Consider the following 17,308-nt stretch of genomic DNA (forward strand, 5'->3'; position numbering starts at 1 on the left):
CGACGATCAGAGGGCGGCTCCGGCCGCCTTCTTCTCGTTTGCGAGAATGTCCATCGCCTCAACATAGCTGACGCAAGCGACGTCCTGTTTGCCGCAGGTCTCCGTCAGGAAACGGTCGAGCGCGCGCCAGTAGGCGCCGGCATTCATCTCCACGAAATGGAAGCCGAGCTGGAGGGGGATGCGCCCGCCGTCATATTGCTTCGTGAAGGCGTCGCGGTAGGCCTGAAGCGTGCTTTCCTCGAAGGCGGCGCTCTTTTCCGGCGCTTCCTTGCCCTTGGAGTGGCGGACATAGAGATTGTAGTCCATGGCGATGACCGGGCGCCGTGCCGCGCCTTCCGGCACGAGGGGCAGGGCGAAACGAGCGACCGTGCCGCTAGCGACCGGCATGGCAGGCCCCTTCGAGACGAGGCTGGCATCGTAGGTGAAGCCATGTGCCTCCAGCGCCTTGACCAGTCCGCTGCCGGCCGAAAGATAGGGCGCGCGAAAGCCCTTGATGTCCTCCGTGACGAAACGCTGCCAGTCCGCCGGCTCCCGTTCGCCGACACCGGCATTCTGCCAGGCGTTCTTCAGCGTCTCGTGGAAGAAGGTGAATTCGCTCTTCCAGTCCTCCGTGCTCCACTTGCCGCCGTCGAAATGGCCGCAGGCGTGGCTGCCGATATCGTGGCCCTCGAGCTTTGCCAGCCAGATCTCGCCGAGGCGCAGGATCGTCTCCTCCCGGTCCTGGGAGAAGCCGACATTGGAGCGCCCGCGCTTTTCATGCGGCGCCTGGTAGGTCGCGCGCTCGTCCTTCGGGAACAGGAAGGTGCAGGAGAGGAAGTAGGTGAAATGCGCGCCGGTGCGTTTCGCCATGGCGCGGCTCTTCTCCCACAGGAGATTGTCGTGTGCCCCGTCGAAGGAGACGATGACGAGCTGCTTGGGCTTTGCGGTCTCGACTGCGTCGTCCTTGGCAAGGGCCGGGCCGGCGGCGAGCGCGGCGGCGAGGGGAAGGAGGACAATTCGGGACGAGACTGAGGACGACATGGCTACCCGCGACAATTTGCAAAGGGGTTTTCATGGTTTGCGAATGCGGCAATCCTTTGATCGGGCTGGAATTGTCGCCTTGCGGAAGCTATTCCAGAAGAAACGGCCGCGGGCCGCGCTTTCTTCAAGGGGCATTTTCATGACGTTGCTCATCGCCGGTCTTGTTCTTTTCATCGCCACCCATCTTCTGCGGCCCTTTGCGCCGGGCCTGCGCAATGCCGGCATCGCCGTCCTCGGCAAGCCGGGCTGGATGGCCCTGCATGGCATCGTCTCGCTGCTCAGCCTCGTGCTCATCGCCTATGGCTTCGTCGACGCGCGCGAGAACGGCGGCGAGATGCTTTATTTCCCGCCGACCTTCCTGTCGCATATCGCGCTGACGCTGATGCTGATCGCCTCGATCTGTCTCGTCGCCGGCTTGCTGCCGGCGGGGCATATCCGCACGAAGCTGAAGTTCCCGCTGCTCATCGCCATCAAGACCTGGGCGCTGGCGCATCTTCTGGCGAACGGCGAAAGCTATTCGGTACTGCTCTTCGTGACGATCCTCGCCTGGGCAGTCATCCTGCGCATCACGCTGAAGAAGCGCATCGCCGCCGGGGAGACGAAGCTGCCGGTTTTCGTCTCGGCGAAATATGACCTGATCTCCATCGTCGTCGGCCTCGCGCTCTATGTCGCGATTGTCTTCAAGCTTCACGAATGGGTGATCGGCGTTCCACCCCTGCCGTGATCATCGCCTGATCCCCGGCTTTTCGCGCCTGCCCCCTTACAACGCCGTCAAAATGGGGTAGAAGGCGCTAACTTTAAGCGTGAATTCGAGCCGGGCAGAACATGGCAAATCAGGACGACAGCTTTATCCGTGAGGTGAACGAGGAACTGCGCTCCGACCAGATGCGTCTGGTGTGGAAGCGTTTCGGTCGCATCCTCATCGGCGCCGCCGTCCTCGTGGTCCTCGGCACGATCGGCAAGGTGAGCTACGATTACTGGCGCGACAGCGAGGCTTCTGCCGCCGGCGACAGCTTCCTGGCTGCCCTGACGCTCGCCCGCGACGGCAAGAACGAAGAGGCGCTCGCCGCGCTGACCGCGCTGGAGAAGGACGGCTTCGGCTCCTATCCGGTACTGGCACGCATGCGCTCCGCCTCGCTGCTGGCGACGACGGACGCGCAGGGTGCCGTCAATGCCTTCACCGCAATCGCCAAGGACAGCTCCGTACCGCAGGCGCTGCGCGATGCCGCGCGCCTTCGTGCCGCCTACCTTCTCGTCGATAGCGGCACCTATGATCAGGTTTCCGCCGAAGCCGAGCAGCTTGCGACGCCCCAGAGCGCGCTGCGCCACTCCGCACGCGAGGTTCTCGGCCTGTCCGCCTTCAAGCACGAGGACTATGCGCGGGCCAAGGAATGGTTCGACGCAATCATCGCCGACAGCGAAAGCCCGCGCAATGTCGCCAACCGGGCGCAGATGCTGCTTGACCTGATCGCCGCAAGCGGCAAGCTGTCCTCCTGATCTCGTATCGTTTTTATGCAGTTCCGGATGAAAGACCGCTTCGCCCTTTTACCGGAATTGCTTTAGCCGGCCACCGAAACGGAACACATCCATGAGCTTCACCGTCGCCATTGTCGGACGCCCCAATGTCGGCAAGTCCACCCTGTTCAACAGGCTCGTGGGCAAGAAGCTCGCGCTTGTCGACGACACGCCCGGCGTCACGCGGGACCGCCGCCCGGGCGATGCGCGCCTCATCGACCTGAAATTCCGCATTATCGACACCGCCGGCCTCGAGGAGGCTGCGCCCGAGACGCTGCAGGGCCGCATGCGTGCCCAGACGGAGGCGGCGATCGACGAGGCCGACCTCTCGCTCTTCGTCGTCGATGCCAAGACGGGCCTGACCCCCGTCGATACGGCGCTTGCCGACATGCTGCGCCGCAAGGGCAAGCCCGTCGTGCTCGTCGCCAACAAGTCGGAAGCGCGTGGCTCCGACGGGGGCTTCTACGATTCCTATACGCTCGGCCTCGGCGAACCGACGGCGATTTCCGCCGAGCACGGTCAGGGCATGCTCGACCTGCGCGATGCCATCGTCGCGGCGATTGGCGAGGAGCGCGCCTATCCCGAAGACGACGAGGCCGTCACCGATGTTGACGTGCGTGCGGAAGCTGCCGCCGAAGGCGCAGAGCAGGACGAGGATTTCGAACCGGAATATGACGAGACGAAGCCGCTGCGCGTCGCCATCGTCGGCCGCCCGAATGCCGGCAAGTCCACGCTGATCAACCGCTTCCTCGGCGAGGACCGGCTGCTGACCGGTCCGGAGGCCGGCATCACGCGCGATTCGATTTCCGTCGAATGGGACTGGAAGGGCCGGACGATCAAGATGTTCGACACGGCCGGCATGCGGCGCAAGGCGAAGGTGCAGGAAAAGCTGGAGAAGCTTTCCGTCGCCGATGGCCTGCGCGCCATCCGCTTTGCCGAGACCGTCGTCATCGTCTTCGATGCGACCATTCCCTTCGAGAAGCAGGATCTTCAGATCGTCGACCTCGTGCTGCGCGAGGGCCGCGCCGCCGTGCTTGCCTTCAACAAGTGGGACCTGATCGACGACCCGCAGGCCGTTCTTGCGGAGCTGCGTGAGAAGACCGACCGCCTCTTGCCGCAGGCACGCGGCATCCGCGCCGTGCCGGTGTCCGGCCAGACCGGCCGCGGCCTCGACAAGCTGATGCAGGCCGTCATCGACACGGACCGCACCTGGAACCGCCGCATCTCCACCGCCAAGCTCAATCGCTGGCTGGATGCGCAACAGACGCAGCATCCGCCGCCGGCCGTTTCCGGCCGCCGCCTGAAGCTGAAATACATGACGCAGGTGAAGGCTCGCCCGCCGGGCTTCATGATCTCCTGCACGCGTCCCGACGCGCTGCCGGAATCCTATATCCGCTACCTGACGAACGGCCTGCGCAACGACTTCAATCTGCCGGGCGTGCCGATCCGCATCCATTTCAGGGCGACGGACAATCCGTTCGCGTCAAAGGCGAAGAAGAAGCGCTGACGTCCGGATCTGGCCTGATGTGCCCGCGGATTGCGCTCGGTGCGAAGCCGAAGCGCGCGCGAAACCGCGCCGCAAAGCGGGATTGCGATTCATAGCCGACTGCGTCCGCGATGTGCAGGACCGAGAGTTCCGTCGATTGCAGGAGCTGCATGGCGATCGACATGCGCACGTCGATCAGGAGCGTCTGGAACGACCATTTTTCTGCTGCAAGCCTGCGCCGCAGCGTTGCCTCGCTGACGCCGGTGGACGTGCAGATGCGGGCACTCGTCCAGTCGCCCTGCGGATCGCTGGAGATGAGGTCGCGCACGCGATCGCTGAAGAGAGCCGGCCTTGGCATCGCAAATCGCGCCCCTGAAAGATCGAGCCAGAGCAGGAGTTCATCGATACGGTGGCGGACGATCTCGGCGGGGGTGCTGTCGGGGTCCCCGATTGCCCGTGCGCAATCGGCAAAGGCGCCGTGAAAGCCCGTGTGCGGGCTCAGGATAGGAAAGGCGCGCGGGAAGGGTAGGCCTTTGCCGGGCTTTCCGGCAAAGGCCGCGACGGTGTCGGGCTCGAAGGCGATCCAGCGGGCCTCGTAGGTGCGCTCGCCATCGGCGGCATTCACCACGTCGAAGGTCTCGCCCTGCGCAAGCGCAATGCAGCCGCCTGCCGGCACCACCCATTCCTCCTCGCCGCTGCGCAGGATTTTTGTCCCGTGCTCGACGAGGATGAGGAGTGGGCGATTGATCAGGATATTGGCGTATCGCAGCCGGTTGTACTGCACGATGCGGGCCGAGGCGCCGATATCGGGGCGTATGGCGATCTTCATCTGGTCCATCCAGTCTCGTGCCCGAGCCTATCGCGCCTCGGCGGGCCAGGACAAGACGCCTGTCGTCAGCGTTTGCCCTTCGCCGAGAGGGTGGCGGTGGCGAGTGCGTTCATGGTGCTGACGAAACCGACCATGGCGGGCGTGGCATTGTCCGGCACGGGCAGCTTGTCGATGCCAAGTGCCTTCACCGTGATCGTATAGTCGTGTTCCGGCCCTTGCGGCGGGCAGGCGCCAAGAAAGCCCGGTGTGCCCATGTCCGTTGGTGTCATGCGCGCGCCTGCGGGCAGTGCGACCTTTCCGCTTCCCGCACCGGTGGCAAGCGACGTGGCGCCGGCAGGCAGGTCCACCACGACCCAGTGCCACCAGCCCGAGCCGGTCGGTGCATCCTTGTCGTAGATCGTCACGACAAAGCTGCGGGTACCCTCCGGTGCGTTCGACCACTGGATGTCCGGCGAGAGATTTTCGCCGGTACAGCCCATGATGTCGGCGAACTGGGGCGGCTGGACGGTTCCGGAGGCGAAGGCCTTGCTGGTAACGGTAAAATCGGCCGCTTGTGCTGCCGGTGAGCAAAGGGAAAGCGTGGCGGCAAGCGCCGCGACGAAGCGTGGTGTCGTCATGGATCGATCCTGTCCTTGATGAGAGACAGGAAAAGACTAGGGCGGATTTGTGCCCGTGTCGGCGCCCGACCGATCGATTTTGGCACCGATCCGATCAATCAGCCGTTCGGCAGCTTGTCCCTTGCCACCAGGGCACCGTGATGCTGGATGACGGCGGCTGCGACATCCGCGGCGAAGCGGGCGGCCTCTTCCGGCGATGCACCCGTCGCCAGGCGGGCGAGGAAGGCGCCGTTGAAGCTGTCGCCGGCACTGGTCGTATCGACGATCTTTTCCACCCGGGCGGAGGGGGCATGGCTGCGCTTTTCGCCGAAGACAAGGGTTGCGCCCTCTGCGCCTTCCTTCACGACCAGCCCGGCGACGCCGAGCGCCCGGTAGCGTGCGATGGTTTCCTCGAGGCCGGCGTCGCCGAAATGCGTCGTCTCGTCGTCGAGGCTCGGCATGACCAGCGTAGCGGCGCGCGCGCCCGCGGTGATCGTCGCACGCATGCGCTCGGCATCGTCCCAAAGACGCGGGCGGATGTTCGGGTCGAAGGCGACGCGTTTTCCCGCGGCCTTGGCACGCCTGAGTTCGGCGAGCAGCGTTTCGACATCTTCCTCCGGCAGGATCGCCAGCGTGATGCCGGAAAACACGACGATGTCCGAGGCGTCGACGGCGGCTCGCAACCGGTCGCCGTCGCGCGCCAGAAGCTTTGCTGCCGAGACGGAGCGCCAGTAGGAGAAGCTGCGTTCGCCGTCCTTCAGGTGGATCATGTAAAGGCCGGGCGAGCGACCCTCGATGCGAGCCATATGCTGCGTGCCGATGTGGTGTCCATCCATGAAGGCCAGCATTTCGTCGGAGATCATGTCGGTGCCGACGGCCGAGAAATAATCGACGCTCCAGTCGGCCGGCAGGTACTGGCGGGCATAGTAGGCGGTGTTGAACGTGTCGCCGGCAAAGCTCTTGCGCATGAGGCCACCTTCGGCCTGCATCAGTTCCACCATGCATTCGCCGATCGTCAGCAGGCGTGCCGCCATATCCGAAAGTCCTCCCGACCCGCGTATTTCCGTATGAAGCGGCGTTGCTTCTGTCCTGGAAAATACGGTCACTACAAAACGCTCTAGTTGCGCCGGAAAGAGGAAATACTGTCAAAGAGTTGGCGGGGCAAGACGATACCGCCGCTTTCCGCCTGCCGTTGCCGCTCCACGCGGTCGAGGCCGGGGATGTGCACGCCATAGATGCTGGAAAGCCGTTCCACCTGGTCGGCGAAGCGGGTGGAAAAACCGTCGGCGAGAAGCTGCGGGGCGAGCGCGAGGATGAAGAGGCCGGCGCCGGGGGAAGCCTCGCCCGCCTGGAAGTCCGGGGCATCCAGCGACCAGTTTGCGCCGGTGAGGCCGGCGGCGAGCACCTCCACCATGAGGGCGACATTGGCGCCGCGCGTTCCGCCGAAGGCGAGCAGGGCCCCCTTCATTGCGGCGAAGGGATCGGTGGTCGGCTCCCCCTCCTGGTCGAGCGCCCACCCCGCGGGAATGGTTTCGCCCCGGGCGGCCGCCTCACGGATCTTCACATAGGCGGTGGCGCTGGAAGCCTGGTCGACCAGCAGGAAGCGCCCGTCGGCGAGTGGGGCGGCGAAGGCCAGCGGGTTGGTGCAAAAGACGGGCAGGCGGCTGCCTGCGCCGGCCAGCAACGCCGGCCCGTTGGTTGCCGCGATCGCGACAAGACCTTCCCGGGCAAGCTGCGCGGCATACCAGCCGAGTTCACCGGTGGTGTAACTGTTCTGGACGGTGAAGACGGCGACGCCGAACGCCTTCGCCTTCGTTACCAGTTCCTCATGGGCGATCGAAAAGCCATGCTGGGCCACGCCGCCCATCGCGTCGCATTTCACGATGGCGGGAACCGGGGAGGTGAGGAGCGGTTCCGCCCGTCCGGTAATCCGTCCATCGACAAGGCCGCGCAGGTAATCGGTCAGATGTGCAAAGCCGATCGCGCTCTTGCCCGCCATTTCGGCATCCACGGTGGCATCGGCAAGGGCCGTGGCTGCGGTCTCCACCATGCCGACGCGTATCAGCGCCGTTCGGGCAAGGTCGCGTGCGTCCTGCGGGGAAAGGGTGACGGCATCGGTCATGGGGTCAACCTTCTCTCTGGAATTTGCCGGCATCATCCCGATCGACCCGGCTTGCGTCAACCTTCGAAAAATCGGGGGCTGCCGTTTACGGCCCGCGGGGGCCGCGTTACATCTTGCCGAAGGCAACTGGTAACCGGAGCGAAAAGGCATGGCGAAGCCCCGTAGGACGGTCGACGATTGGTGGCGCGGCGCGGTGATCTATCAGGTCTATCCCCGTTCCTTCCAGGATACGACCGGCGACGGCATGGGAGATCTCCGGGGCATCACGAAACGGCTCGGGCACATCGCCTCGCTCGGCGTTGATGCGATCTGGCTCTCGCCCTTCTTCAAGTCGCCGATGGCGGACATGGGCTATGACGTCTCCGACTATTGCGACGTCGACCCGATGTTCGGCACGCTCGCCGATTTCGACGCGATGCTGGCGGAGGCCCATCGCCTCGGCCTCAAGGTCATTATCGACCAGGTGATCTCGCACACATCGGACCAGCATCCCTGGTTCGTCGAAAGCCGCTCCAGCCGGGGCAATCCAAAGGCGGACTGGTATGTCTGGGCCGACCCCAAGCCGGACGGCACGGCGCCCAACAACTGGCTGTCGATCTTCGGCGGGCCGGGCTGGGAATGGGACGGCGTGCGCAAGCAATACTACATGCACAACTTCCTGACCTCGCAGCCCGATCTCAACTTCCACAATCCGGATGTGCAGGACGCGCTTTTGAAGACCGTGCGCTTCTGGCTTGATCGCGGCGTGGACGGCTTCCGCCTCGACACGGTGAATTTCTACTTCCACGACAGGAAGTTGCGCGACAACCCGCCGCACGAGCCCGACCCGGATGCGACCGGCCTCGATGCGCCTGATGTCAATCCCTATGGAATGCAGACCCATCGCTATGACAAGACGCAGCCGGAGAACGTCGATTTCCTGAAGCGTTTTCGCGCGCTGCTCGACGAATACGAAGGCCGTGCGACGGTGGGCGAGGTGGGCGATGGTGCGCGCTCGCTGAAGACCGTCGCCGATTACACGAGCGGTGGCGACAAGCTGCACATGTGCTACACGTTCGATCTTCTCGGGCCCGATTTCACCGCCGATCACGTCCGCAAATGCGTCCAGGGCTTTCAGCGCGCGGTAACGGATGGCTGGGTCTGCTGGGCTTTTTCCAATCACGACGTCAACCGCCATGTCAGCCGCTTCATCCGGGCGCCGGAAGAGCGCGAACGCGTCGCCAAGCTCGCCATTACCCTGCTGTCGACCTTGCGTGGTTCGATCTGCCTCTACCAGGGCGAGGAACTCGGCCTCACCGAAGCCGACCTCGCCTTCGAGGACCTGCGTGATCCCTATGGCATCCGCTTCTGGCCAGCCTTCAAGGGCCGCGACGGATGCCGTACGCCGATGCCCTGGCAACATGGCGAGGCCCATGCCGGCTTCAGCGCCGGAAAACCCTGGCTGCCGGTGCCGGAGGACCATGCGCGGCTTGCCGTCGACCTGCAGGAGAAGACCGCCGGTTCGGTGCTCAACCACTACCGCGCCACACTCGCCTTCCGCAGGGAGCACGAGGTTCTGCACGACGGCGACATGGCCTTCCTGCACTCCAACCACGACATCCTCGCGTTCACCCGCGAGAAGGGCGGCGAGAAACTGCTCTTCGTCTTCAACCTGACGCATGAAAAGGCCGAATTCGTGCCGGCCAAGTCGCTGAAGCTTGGCGCACCGCTTTCGGTGCCGGGCTTCGGTGCAAAGCTGAAGGACGGGGCGATCGAGCTGGACGGGCTCGATATGGCATGTGTGCGGCTGTGAAGATCGGGCGGCCGGGCGTTTCAGTGTCTGGTCGCCGCGGCCGGCAAGGAGCCCGGCAATCGAGATGTCTTCGTCCAGGCTATCCCAGTGAATGCCGCCCGCGCTGAGTTCGTAACCTTAGACGTGCGGCTTTGTTTGCAGCGAGAAGGCGAGGCAACCAGGCAAGGGGAGTACCAAGCGTCCGGCCATCATCCAGCGATACCAACATCGTATCATCGTTGAGGTGAATCTCAGTTGCTGAAATATTCACGCCACGTCGTCTCGATAAGCTGTCTGTTGTCGATGACAAGGCGCAGGATGGAAGAAAGCTCCTCGCTGTTGAAGCCATGGCTTTCCGCGACGCCGATCGACGGCTCCAACCACTCTTTCGCAGTGGCGCCGCCGCCCCTGACATGTATGTGCAAGGGGTCCCTCGGATCGCTTCGTTCGAACAGAAGAAGAACTTGAGGTCCTTCTAAGTAAATACGGTCGGCATTCCGGCCTTCCGGATCGGTTTTGCCGCAGAATTTACCGAGTTCCGCGCAGTCGTCTTCAGCGCAATCCGTTATTCGGCTGGCCTTGTCGCAACGGCCGCTTTTGGGCGAAGGAGTGTCTCCCGGAAAGTCGAGAGCTGCAGTTCAATCCATCAGCATGAACCGGTCCACATCCACCATTCCACGGTCCGAAATCTTGAGATGCGGGATCACGGGCAGCGGCAGGAAGGCGAGCTGGAGGAAGGGCTCCTCCAGTGTGGCGCCCAGCGCGAAGGCGGCCTGGCGCAGGTGGTGCAGCGTGTCGCGGACGGTTTCGTAGGGTTCCAGGCTCATCAGGCCGGCGACGGGCAGTGCGATCTCGCCCGTTACCTTGCCGTCCTCCACGACCACGAAGCCGCCCTTGATGTCGCCGAGACGGTTGGCGGCGAGCGCCATGTCGTCCTCGTCGACGCCGACGACGCAGATATTGTGGCTGTCGTGGCCGACCGTCGACGCGATGGCGCCCTTCTTCAGCCCGAAGCCCTGTACGAAGCCATTGGCGTGGTTGCCGTTCTTGCCGTGGCGCTCGATGACGGCGACCTTGATGATGTCCTGCGCGAGATCGACGGTCGTCTGGTTGCCCCTGGCGGGCAACCGATAGCGGCGATGTTCGGTGATGATCTTGCCCGGCAGGACGCCGATCACGGGCGTCTCGCCGTCGGTGACGGGTACGGCGAAATGGGCGGCGTTGACCGGGCGGGCCTTGACGCTGTCGAGCCCGACCGGCGCGACGGGCCGGCGTGTCGCAAAGAGCGTATCGTCCACCCTGCGGCCGGCGGAAAGGACCATCTCGGCCTTGCAGTTCTCAAGCGTGTCGATGACGACGAGGTCGGCGCGCCAGCCGGGCGCGACGAGGCCGCGGTCACGCAGCCCGAAGGCTTTGGCTGCCGAGATCGAGGCAGCGCGGTAGACGGCGAGCGGCGTGCGCCCATGGCCGATGGCGGTGCGGATCATGTAGTCGAGATGGCCTTGTTCGGCGATGTCGAGCGGATTGCGGTCGTCCGTGCACAGTGCGATGAAAGGTGAGAGACGCTCGGTGATGACGGGCAGCAGCGCCAGAAGGTCCTTGGAGACCGAGCCCTCGCGCACGAGGATATGCATGCCCTTGCGGATTTTCTCCAGCGCCTCCTCGGCGGTCGTGCACTCGTGCTCCGTGCGGATGCCGGCGGCAAGATAGCCGTTGAGATCCTTGCCGGAGAGCAGCGGCGCATGTCCGTCGATATGACCGCCCTGGAAGGCCTCCAGCTTGGCGAGACAGACGGGATCCTTGTGGATGACGCCGGGGAAATTCATAAACTCTGCAAGGCCGATGACCTTCGGATGGTCGCGGAAGGGCAGCAGGCGTTCGATCGGAAGGTCGGCGCCCGATGTCTCCAGATGCGTCGCCGGCACGCAGCTCGATAGCTGCACGCGGATGTCCATGATTGTTTCCAGCGCGCTGTCGAGGAAGAACTCGATGCCTTCCGTGCCGAGCACGTTGGCGATCTCGTGCGGGTCGCAGATCACGGTCGTCACGCCATAGGGCAGCACGCAACGGTCGAATTCGTGCGGGGTGACGAGCGAGGATTCGATGTGCAGATGCGTGTCGATGAAACCGGGCACGACGATGCGGCCTGAAATGTCGATTTCCTCGCGGCCTTCATAATCGCCGCAGGTGCCGACGATGCGGTCGCCCGAAATGGCGATATCGGAGGCGACGAGGTCGCCCGTCACGAGATCGAAGAACCGCCCGCCCTTCAGCACGATATCGGCGGGCTCCCGGCCGGTCCCCTGATCGATGAAGCGTTCCAAGTCGGTCATGGCGAAGTCTCCCGATTCCATTGCGGGAAGACTCTAGCGGGGTAGCGGCAAGAAAAAAGGGCCGTTGCTTCGAATTGTGCGTGTGTCGGCTCAGACCGGGAAGGTGACGGTGAAGGCGAAGCGCGCCTGCGCGCCCGCTGCAAGCATTGTCGTAGAGGGCCTGTCTTTCAGTTCGCGCGATCCGCCATATTCCGCCGCCGTGCCATGCCAGGGCTCGACGCAGAGGAACGGTGCGCCGGGCTTGGTCCACAGCGCGAGGTTCGGCAGGTTCTCGAAGCGGAAGGCCAGTGCGGGGCCGCCTTCGGCCTGGAAGGTCAGGCTGCTGCCCGCGTCTTCGGGGAAAACCAGGGCGTCGTCGATGAAGAGATCAGGGGAGAGCACGAGCCGGCCCGCTGAGAAGGGCGAGGCGGTGCGGCCTTGCGACAGCAGGCCTTTTTCCAGTGGCTGGCGCTGCGGCTCTCCGCCATTGTCGAGTGTGACGACATGCGGCTTTCCCGCTGCGCCGGGCAGGGGCCAGATGAAGGCGGGATGAAAGCCGAAGCCGAAGGGCATGGCGGACGCGCCGCGGTTCTCGACCTCTGCGGCCACGGTAAGGGTCGGGCCGTCGAGGCTGTGCTCGACGGTGAGCAGGAAATCGAACGGATAGACGGCGCGGGTTTCGTCAGAAGCCTCCAGGCTGTAGCGGCAGAGCGTATCGCTTGCCGTGGTCAGCGAAAACTCCCGGCGCCTTGCAAAACCGTGCTGCGCCATCGCATGGGGCTTGCCGTCAATGAGGATCGTGTCGTCGGGTGCCTTGCCGACGATCGGGAAGAGCACGGGCGAGCGGCCCGTCCAGAAGGCGGCGTCGCCGTTCCACAGCCATTCCGCCCCGTCTCGGGTCGTCATCGACTGCATTTCTGCGCCGAGCGAAGACACATCGACCGACAGATGGTCGTTCTCTATGCGGGTCATGGTCGGCATCGGCTCGTCCTCTCGGTTTCCGGCGCGCACAATAGCCCCAAAAGCGGCCGGACTTGCAAGGCCTATCCGGCCATGGCTAAAGCATGCCGGGAAAAGGGTGCGCTGGCTCTGTGACCGGCATCGGGCCCCTGGACGATCGCAATGTGGTTTGGGTGCGCCTGCGCCAGCGAGGAGGAAACAGATGCAGCCGGCATGGACCACGAGGGTACCGGGATCTTCTGAAATCGGGGCGCTGGCGCAGCTCTGGTTCGAGGGGTGGCAGGATGCACATGCGGCGGCGCTTCCGGCCACGCTGGCCCGCCTGCGCACGCAGCAGAGCTTTGCCGACCGCCTGCCAGCCATGCTTGCGGATACGCGCGTCATCGGGGAGCCCGGCGCCGTGCTCGGCTTCTGCACCATCCGGCATGACGAACTCGACCAGCTCTTCGTGGCGCCGGCGGGGCGCGGCAGAGGGGTTGCTGCGGCGCTTGTGGCGGATGCCGAACGGCGCCTTGCCGCCCATGGTATGACGACCGCCTGGCTCGCCTGCGCGATCGGCAACCACCGTGCCGCGCGGTTTTACGAGAAATGCGGCTGGCACCTTGCCGCGACCGTCGTCCATCGGCTGGGCACGACCGAAGGACCTTTTGACCTGGAGGTCTGGCGCTATGAAAAGCAGCTTTCTGCAGCGGTTGCGGATTGATGGCGCGTCGCCGCCATCCTATGTTGAACGTATGACCCGGAACGACGCGGCAGGACCGATCATCGTCTTCGATGCGGAGTGCATTCTCTGCTCGGCCAATGCGCAGTTCGTGCTGCGGCATGATCGTGCCCGGCGGTTCCGCCTTGCCTCCATGCAGAATGCGGTCGGTGCGGCGCTCTATCGTCACTTCGGCATCGATCCCGCCAATCCCGAATCGATGATCATCGTGGACGGCGACCGGTTGCTGAAGGACAGCGATGCGGTGCTGGCGATCTATGCCGGGCTCGGCTGGCCCTGGAAGGCTCTGTCCTTGCTGCGGTTCATCCCGCGCGCCCTGCGGGACCCGGTCTACCGCTGGCTGGCGCGCAACCGTTACAGGCTGTTCGGGCGGCGGGATGCCTGCTGGATACCCGCGCCGGAGGATGCGGACCGGGTGTTGTGAGGCGCGTCATCGTTCTCGGCGGTTATGGCGGCTTCGGCGCCCGGCTCTCGCGGCGGCTGGCGGCGGATGGTTGGGAAGTGCTGATCGCCGGCCGTGACGGCGGGGCTGCCGCGCGTCTCGCCGCGGATTTGCCGAATGCCGTGGGGCTGGTGGCCGATCGCAATGGCGATCTCGGTTCCCTCCTCGAAGACCATCATCCGCTTTTGCTGATCGATGCGGCAGGCCCTTTTCAGGGCAGCGGCGACCACGTTGCGGAGGCGTGCATCGCGCGGGGCGTGCACTATGTCGATCTTGCCGATGCGCGGGATTTCGTCTGCGGCATCGGCCGGCTGGATGCCGCGGCGCGGGCGGCGGGCGTCGTGGTGATCTCCGGCGGTTCCAGCGTGCCGGCGCTTTCGGGAGCGCTCATCGCAGGGCTTGCGTCAGATATGCACCGGGTGTGTTCGGTCGAAATGTCGATCAGCGCTTCGAACCGGGCGACGGCCGGTGCGTCCGTGGCGGCGGCAATCCTCAGCTATGTCGGAAAGCCGGTGCGTCTCTGGCGCGGCGGACGCTGGCGACAGGAGACGGGCTGGCACCGGCTGCACCGGCAGGACTACGTGGTTCCCGGCCGTCCATCCATCCGGCGGCGGGTGGCGCTTGCGGACGTGCCGGACCACGATATCGTCCCGGCATCGCTCCCCGGCCGGCCGGCGGGCATTTTTCGTGCGGGCCCTGAATTCTCCTTTCAGCTCCTGACGCTCTGGCTCCTGAGCTGGCCGGTAAAATGGGGATGGCTGCGCTCGCTTTCGCCCCTCTCCCGCTGGCTGCTGCCGCTGCAGAAGCTGAGCGCCCGCTTCGGCACAGACCGCTCGGCGATGGCGGTGGAGGTGAAAGGGATCGTGGGTGATGTGCCGACGAAGCGCCGCTGCACGCTGATTGCGGAAAACGGCGACGGCCCCGAAATCCCGACCATCGCGGCCCATGTTCTGGCCAATGCCATTGCGGCAGGGTGCCTTGCGCCTGGTGCACGGCCGGCGGCCGGCACGGTGCGTCTTGAAGACTTCGCTCCGCATTTCGAAAGGCTTGCGGTCCACCGGGCGATCGACAGCCGGTCTTATGTGCCGCTCTACCGCCGTGTCATCGGCCCGGCCTATGATGCAATGCCACAGCCGGTGCGGGAGATGCATGACGTGATCGGCGATGCCGGTGCCGCCGGCCGGGCGCGCGTGCGCCGGGGTCGTTCCTTGTTGGCGCGGCTTGTCTGCAACGTCATGCGCTTTCCGCCTGAGGGCGAGCACGAACTGCATGTCTCCTTCGAGGAGCGGGACGGCGTCGAGCGCTGGACCCGGGATTTTGCCGGCCGTGCCTTTTCAAGCGAACTCAGCGAGAAGGGGACGCGGCTCGTCGAGCGGTTCGGGCCGATGCGGTTTGCGTTCGACCTGCCGGTGGATGCCGCCGGCCTCACCATGGTGATGCGCGGATGGTCCGTCTTCGGCCTTCCGATGCCGCTGGCTCTGGCGCCGCGCAGCGTGGCGCGCGAATGGGCTGACGGGGAGGATTTCTGCTTCGACGTGCCGATCGCGCTGTCGGGCATCGGCGAAGTCGTGCACTATTCCGGCCGGCTGCGACGGCTGTGATCAAAACGGAAATGGCGGCCGGAGCCGCCATCCCATCCTGCCCATCGGTTTCCCGGATCAGATGTTGTTCTGCAATACCTCGCGCAGCTTGCCGAACAGCTCGTCGATCTCCCGCTTCTCGATGATGAGGGGCGGGGAGAGTGCGATGATGTCGCCCGTCGTGCGGATGAGCAGGCCTTTTTCGTACGCCTTGAGGAAGGCGTTGAAGGCCCGTTTGGTGGGCTCGCCCGGAATGGAGGCGAGCTCGATGGCGCCGATCAGGCCGACATTCCTGATGTCGATGACATTAGGGCAGTCCTTCAGCGAGTGCAGGCCGTCCTCCCAATAGGAGGCGAGTTCGGCGGCACGGGTCAGCAGGCCTTCTTCCTTGTAGGTGTCGAGCGTGCCGAGCGCGGCGGCGCAGGCGATCGGGTTGCCGGAATAGGTATAGCCGTGGAAGAACTCGATCATGTGCTCCGGGCCGTTCATGAAGGCATCATGGATCTCGGAGGTCACGAAGACGGCGCCCATCGGGATCACGCCGTTGGTGAGGCCCTTGGCGGTGGTGATGATGTCCGGCTTCACGTCGAAATACTGCGCAGCAAAGGGTGCACCGAGGCGGCCGAAACCGGTGATGACCTCGTCGAAGATCAGCAGGATGCCGTGCTGCGTGCAGATCTCGCGCAGCTTCTGGAGATAGCCCTTCGGCGGGATGAGCACGCCGGTCGAGCCGGCAACCGGCTCGACGATGACGGCGGCGATGGTGGAAGCGTCATGCAAGGTGATGATGCGCTGCAGTTCGCTGGCGATGTCGCCGCCATGTTCCGGCTCGCCGCGCGAGAACGCGTTCTTGTCGGGGAAATGGGTGTGTGGCATGTGGTCGACGCCCGTCAGCAGGCTGCCGAACATCTTGCGGTTGGAGACGATGCCGCCGACGGAGATGCCGCCGAAATTGACGCCGTGATAACCGCGTTCGCGGCCGATCAGGCGGGAGCGCGCACCGTCGCCCTTGGCGCGATGATAGGCGAGCGCCACCTTCAGCGCGGTCTCGACCGATTCGGAGCCGGAATTGGTGTAGAGGACGTGGTCCATGCCCTCGGGCGCGATGTCGACGAGGCGGTTGGCAAGCTCGAAGGCCTTCGGATGGCCGAGCTGGAAGGCGGGCGCATAGTCGAGTTCGCCGGCCTGTTCGCGGATCGCCTCGGTGATCTTCGGGCGACAGTGGCCGGCATTGACGCACCACAGGCCGGCCGTGCCGTCCAGCACCTGGCGGCCATCATGGGTGGTGTAATACATGTCCTTGGCGCCGACGAAGAGGCGCGGTTCCTTCTTGAACTGCCGGTTTGCCGTGAACGGCATCCAGAAGGCACGCAGATCGTTGGGGGTGTTGAGGCGGTTGGACATGCGGTCTCTCCGTGATCCTTGAAATGCTCGGCCTTTGAAAGCGGGGGCCGTCCCGACGGGCGGTGCGGATGGGTTTTTTACCCGGTGGTCAAATTATCAAGGCGCTTCCGGGCGTCAAGCGGGTGATTCCAAGCAAAACGCCCCGGCTTTCGGCCGGGGCGTTGCAAGCGGGGTCCGTCTGGGTCCGTCAGGCGATGCGGAGCTTCTTTTCCGTCACGCCGTTGCCATTGACCCTGTAGATGCGGTCAAGCGCGTCGAGAATCGTGAGAACGGCGTCCGACTTGCTCGAATAGTAGATCGTCTGGGCATCGCGACGGGTCGTCACGAGGTTCTGTGCGCGCAGCTTCGACAGATGCTGCGACAGCGCCGACTGGCTGAGGCCGACCTGGTTTGCGAGGGTACCCACGGCGATTTCGCCCTCGACCAGGACCTTCAGGATGAGCAGGCGTTTCGGGTTTGCCATGGCAGACAGAAAGTCGGATGCAACCTCGGCCTGCGCATGTTCTGCGTCTGAAATCTTGTCCATCTGAAACTCCTTTGGGCGTTTCCG

At 64.6% G+C, this 17,308-nt stretch carries 18 protein-coding genes; 7 read left to right on the plus strand and 11 right to left on the minus strand.

Annotated features, from left to right (window positions below):
• Positions 1 to 6: 6 nt before the first annotated feature.
• Positions 7 to 1,020 carry a polysaccharide deacetylase family protein gene (locus AKG11_RS12870; protein ID WP_050744154.1) on the minus strand — a complete coding sequence of 338 codons (1,014 nt, stop codon included), beginning with the start codon at positions 1,018 to 1,020 and terminating at the stop codon, positions 7 to 9.
• A gap of 139 nt (positions 1,021 to 1,159) precedes the next feature.
• On the opposite strand from AKG11_RS12870, the gene AKG11_RS12875 reads away from it, so the two are divergent.
• The 3 genes from AKG11_RS12875 (at position 1,160) to der (ending at position 4,042) form a co-directional block, all read left to right on the plus strand.
• The gene (locus AKG11_RS12875) at positions 1,160 to 1,744 is read left to right on the plus strand and encodes an NnrU family protein (protein WP_023515063.1); all 585 of its coding nucleotides are present in this window, start codon (positions 1,160 to 1,162) and stop codon (positions 1,742 to 1,744) included.
• Positions 1,745 to 1,845: 101 nt separating this feature from the next.
• The gene (locus tag AKG11_RS12880; protein WP_023515064.1) at positions 1,846 to 2,517 is read left to right on the plus strand and encodes a tetratricopeptide repeat protein; all 672 of its coding nucleotides are present in this window, start codon (positions 1,846 to 1,848) and stop codon (positions 2,515 to 2,517) included.
• A gap of 91 nt (positions 2,518 to 2,608) precedes the next feature.
• Complete coding sequence (gene der, locus AKG11_RS12885) at positions 2,609 to 4,042, plus strand: ribosome biogenesis GTPase Der (protein ID WP_023515065.1); 1,434 nt, start codon at positions 2,609 to 2,611, stop codon at positions 4,040 to 4,042.
• Here the strand turns inward: der and AKG11_RS12890 are convergent.
• From AKG11_RS12890 to AKG11_RS12905, 4 genes are all read right to left on the minus strand, one after another.
• A complete protein-coding gene (locus AKG11_RS12890; RefSeq protein WP_050744155.1) occupies positions 3,993 to 4,859 on the minus strand; it encodes an AraC family transcriptional regulator in 867 nt (288 codons plus the stop codon). The two genes, der and AKG11_RS12890, sit on opposite strands and share 50 nt — an antisense overlap.
• A gap of 56 nt (positions 4,860 to 4,915) precedes the next feature.
• Positions 4,916 to 5,467, minus strand: coding sequence for a YbhB/YbcL family Raf kinase inhibitor-like protein (locus AKG11_RS12895; RefSeq protein ID WP_050744156.1), 552 nt, complete (start codon positions 5,465 to 5,467; stop codon positions 4,916 to 4,918).
• Between the two features lie 98 nt (positions 5,468 to 5,565).
• A complete protein-coding gene (locus AKG11_RS12900; RefSeq protein WP_050744157.1) occupies positions 5,566 to 6,480 on the minus strand; it encodes a sugar kinase in 915 nt (304 codons plus the stop codon).
• 83 nt (positions 6,481 to 6,563) lie between these two features.
• The gene (locus AKG11_RS12905) at positions 6,564 to 7,568 is read right to left on the minus strand and encodes an Ldh family oxidoreductase (protein ID WP_050744158.1); all 1,005 of its coding nucleotides are present in this window, start codon (positions 7,566 to 7,568) and stop codon (positions 6,564 to 6,566) included.
• 148 nt (positions 7,569 to 7,716) lie between these two features.
• On the opposite strand from AKG11_RS12905, the gene AKG11_RS12910 reads away from it, so the two are divergent.
• Complete coding sequence (locus tag AKG11_RS12910; RefSeq protein ID WP_050744159.1) at positions 7,717 to 9,360, plus strand: beta-galactosidase BglA; 1,644 nt, start codon at positions 7,717 to 7,719, stop codon at positions 9,358 to 9,360.
• 79 nt (positions 9,361 to 9,439) lie between these two features.
• Here the strand turns inward: AKG11_RS12910 and AKG11_RS35410 are convergent, their stop codons facing one another.
• The 4 genes from AKG11_RS35410 to AKG11_RS12925 all read right to left on the minus strand — a co-directional run bounded on the left by AKG11_RS35410 (position 9,440) and on the right by AKG11_RS12925 (position 12,632).
• Positions 9,440 to 9,688, minus strand: coding sequence for a DUF2442 domain-containing protein (locus AKG11_RS35410; protein WP_371260071.1), 249 nt, complete (start codon positions 9,686 to 9,688; stop codon positions 9,440 to 9,442).
• Positions 9,591 to 9,908 carry a DUF4160 domain-containing protein gene (locus AKG11_RS35840; protein ID WP_371260076.1) on the minus strand — a complete coding sequence of 106 codons (318 nt, stop codon included), beginning with the start codon at positions 9,906 to 9,908 and terminating at the stop codon, positions 9,591 to 9,593. Before AKG11_RS35840 ends, AKG11_RS35410 begins: the two co-directional genes overlap by 98 nt.
• A gap of 69 nt (positions 9,909 to 9,977) precedes the next feature.
• On the minus strand, positions 9,978 to 11,672 hold the full coding sequence (gene ade, locus AKG11_RS12920; RefSeq protein WP_050744160.1) for an adenine deaminase: 1,695 nt from the start codon (positions 11,670 to 11,672) through the stop codon (positions 9,978 to 9,980).
• Positions 11,673 to 11,762: 90 nt separating this feature from the next.
• Positions 11,763 to 12,632, minus strand: a complete 870-nt coding sequence (locus AKG11_RS12925; protein ID WP_050744161.1) for an aldose 1-epimerase family protein — start codon at positions 12,630 to 12,632, stop codon at positions 11,763 to 11,765.
• Between the two features lie 181 nt (positions 12,633 to 12,813).
• Here AKG11_RS12925 and AKG11_RS12930 point away from each other — a divergent pair, with 181 nt between their 5' ends.
• Genes AKG11_RS12930 through AKG11_RS12940 form a run of 3 tightly spaced genes read left to right on the plus strand, consistent with a single transcriptional unit; the run spans position 12,814 to position 15,375 of the window.
• Complete coding sequence (locus AKG11_RS12930; RefSeq protein ID WP_050744162.1) at positions 12,814 to 13,314, plus strand: GNAT family N-acetyltransferase; 501 nt, start codon at positions 12,814 to 12,816, stop codon at positions 13,312 to 13,314.
• Between the two features lie 31 nt (positions 13,315 to 13,345).
• A complete protein-coding gene (locus AKG11_RS12935; RefSeq protein ID WP_037405741.1) occupies positions 13,346 to 13,756 on the plus strand; it encodes a thiol-disulfide oxidoreductase DCC family protein in 411 nt (136 codons plus the stop codon).
• A complete protein-coding gene (locus AKG11_RS12940) occupies positions 13,753 to 15,375 on the plus strand; it encodes an SDR family oxidoreductase (protein WP_050744163.1) in 1,623 nt (540 codons plus the stop codon). Before AKG11_RS12935 ends, AKG11_RS12940 begins: the two co-directional genes overlap by 4 nt.
• A 57-nt stretch (positions 15,376 to 15,432) precedes the next feature.
• Here AKG11_RS12940 and AKG11_RS12945 read toward each other — a convergent pair whose 3' ends face one another.
• Positions 15,433 to 16,758: an omega-aminotransferase AptA gene (locus tag AKG11_RS12945; protein WP_023515353.1), complete on the minus strand. Its 1,326-nt coding sequence runs from the start codon at positions 16,756 to 16,758 to the stop codon at positions 15,433 to 15,435.
• Positions 16,759 to 16,945: 187 nt separating this feature from the next.
• On the minus strand, positions 16,946 to 17,284 hold the full coding sequence (locus AKG11_RS12950; protein ID WP_024270165.1) for an ArsR/SmtB family transcription factor: 339 nt from the start codon (positions 17,282 to 17,284) through the stop codon (positions 16,946 to 16,948).
• Positions 17,285 to 17,308: the final 24 nt, after the last annotated feature.

This window comes from Shinella sp. SUS2 (assembly GCF_001262505.1).
In the GTDB taxonomy this organism is placed as follows: domain Bacteria; phylum Pseudomonadota; class Alphaproteobacteria; order Rhizobiales; family Rhizobiaceae; genus Shinella.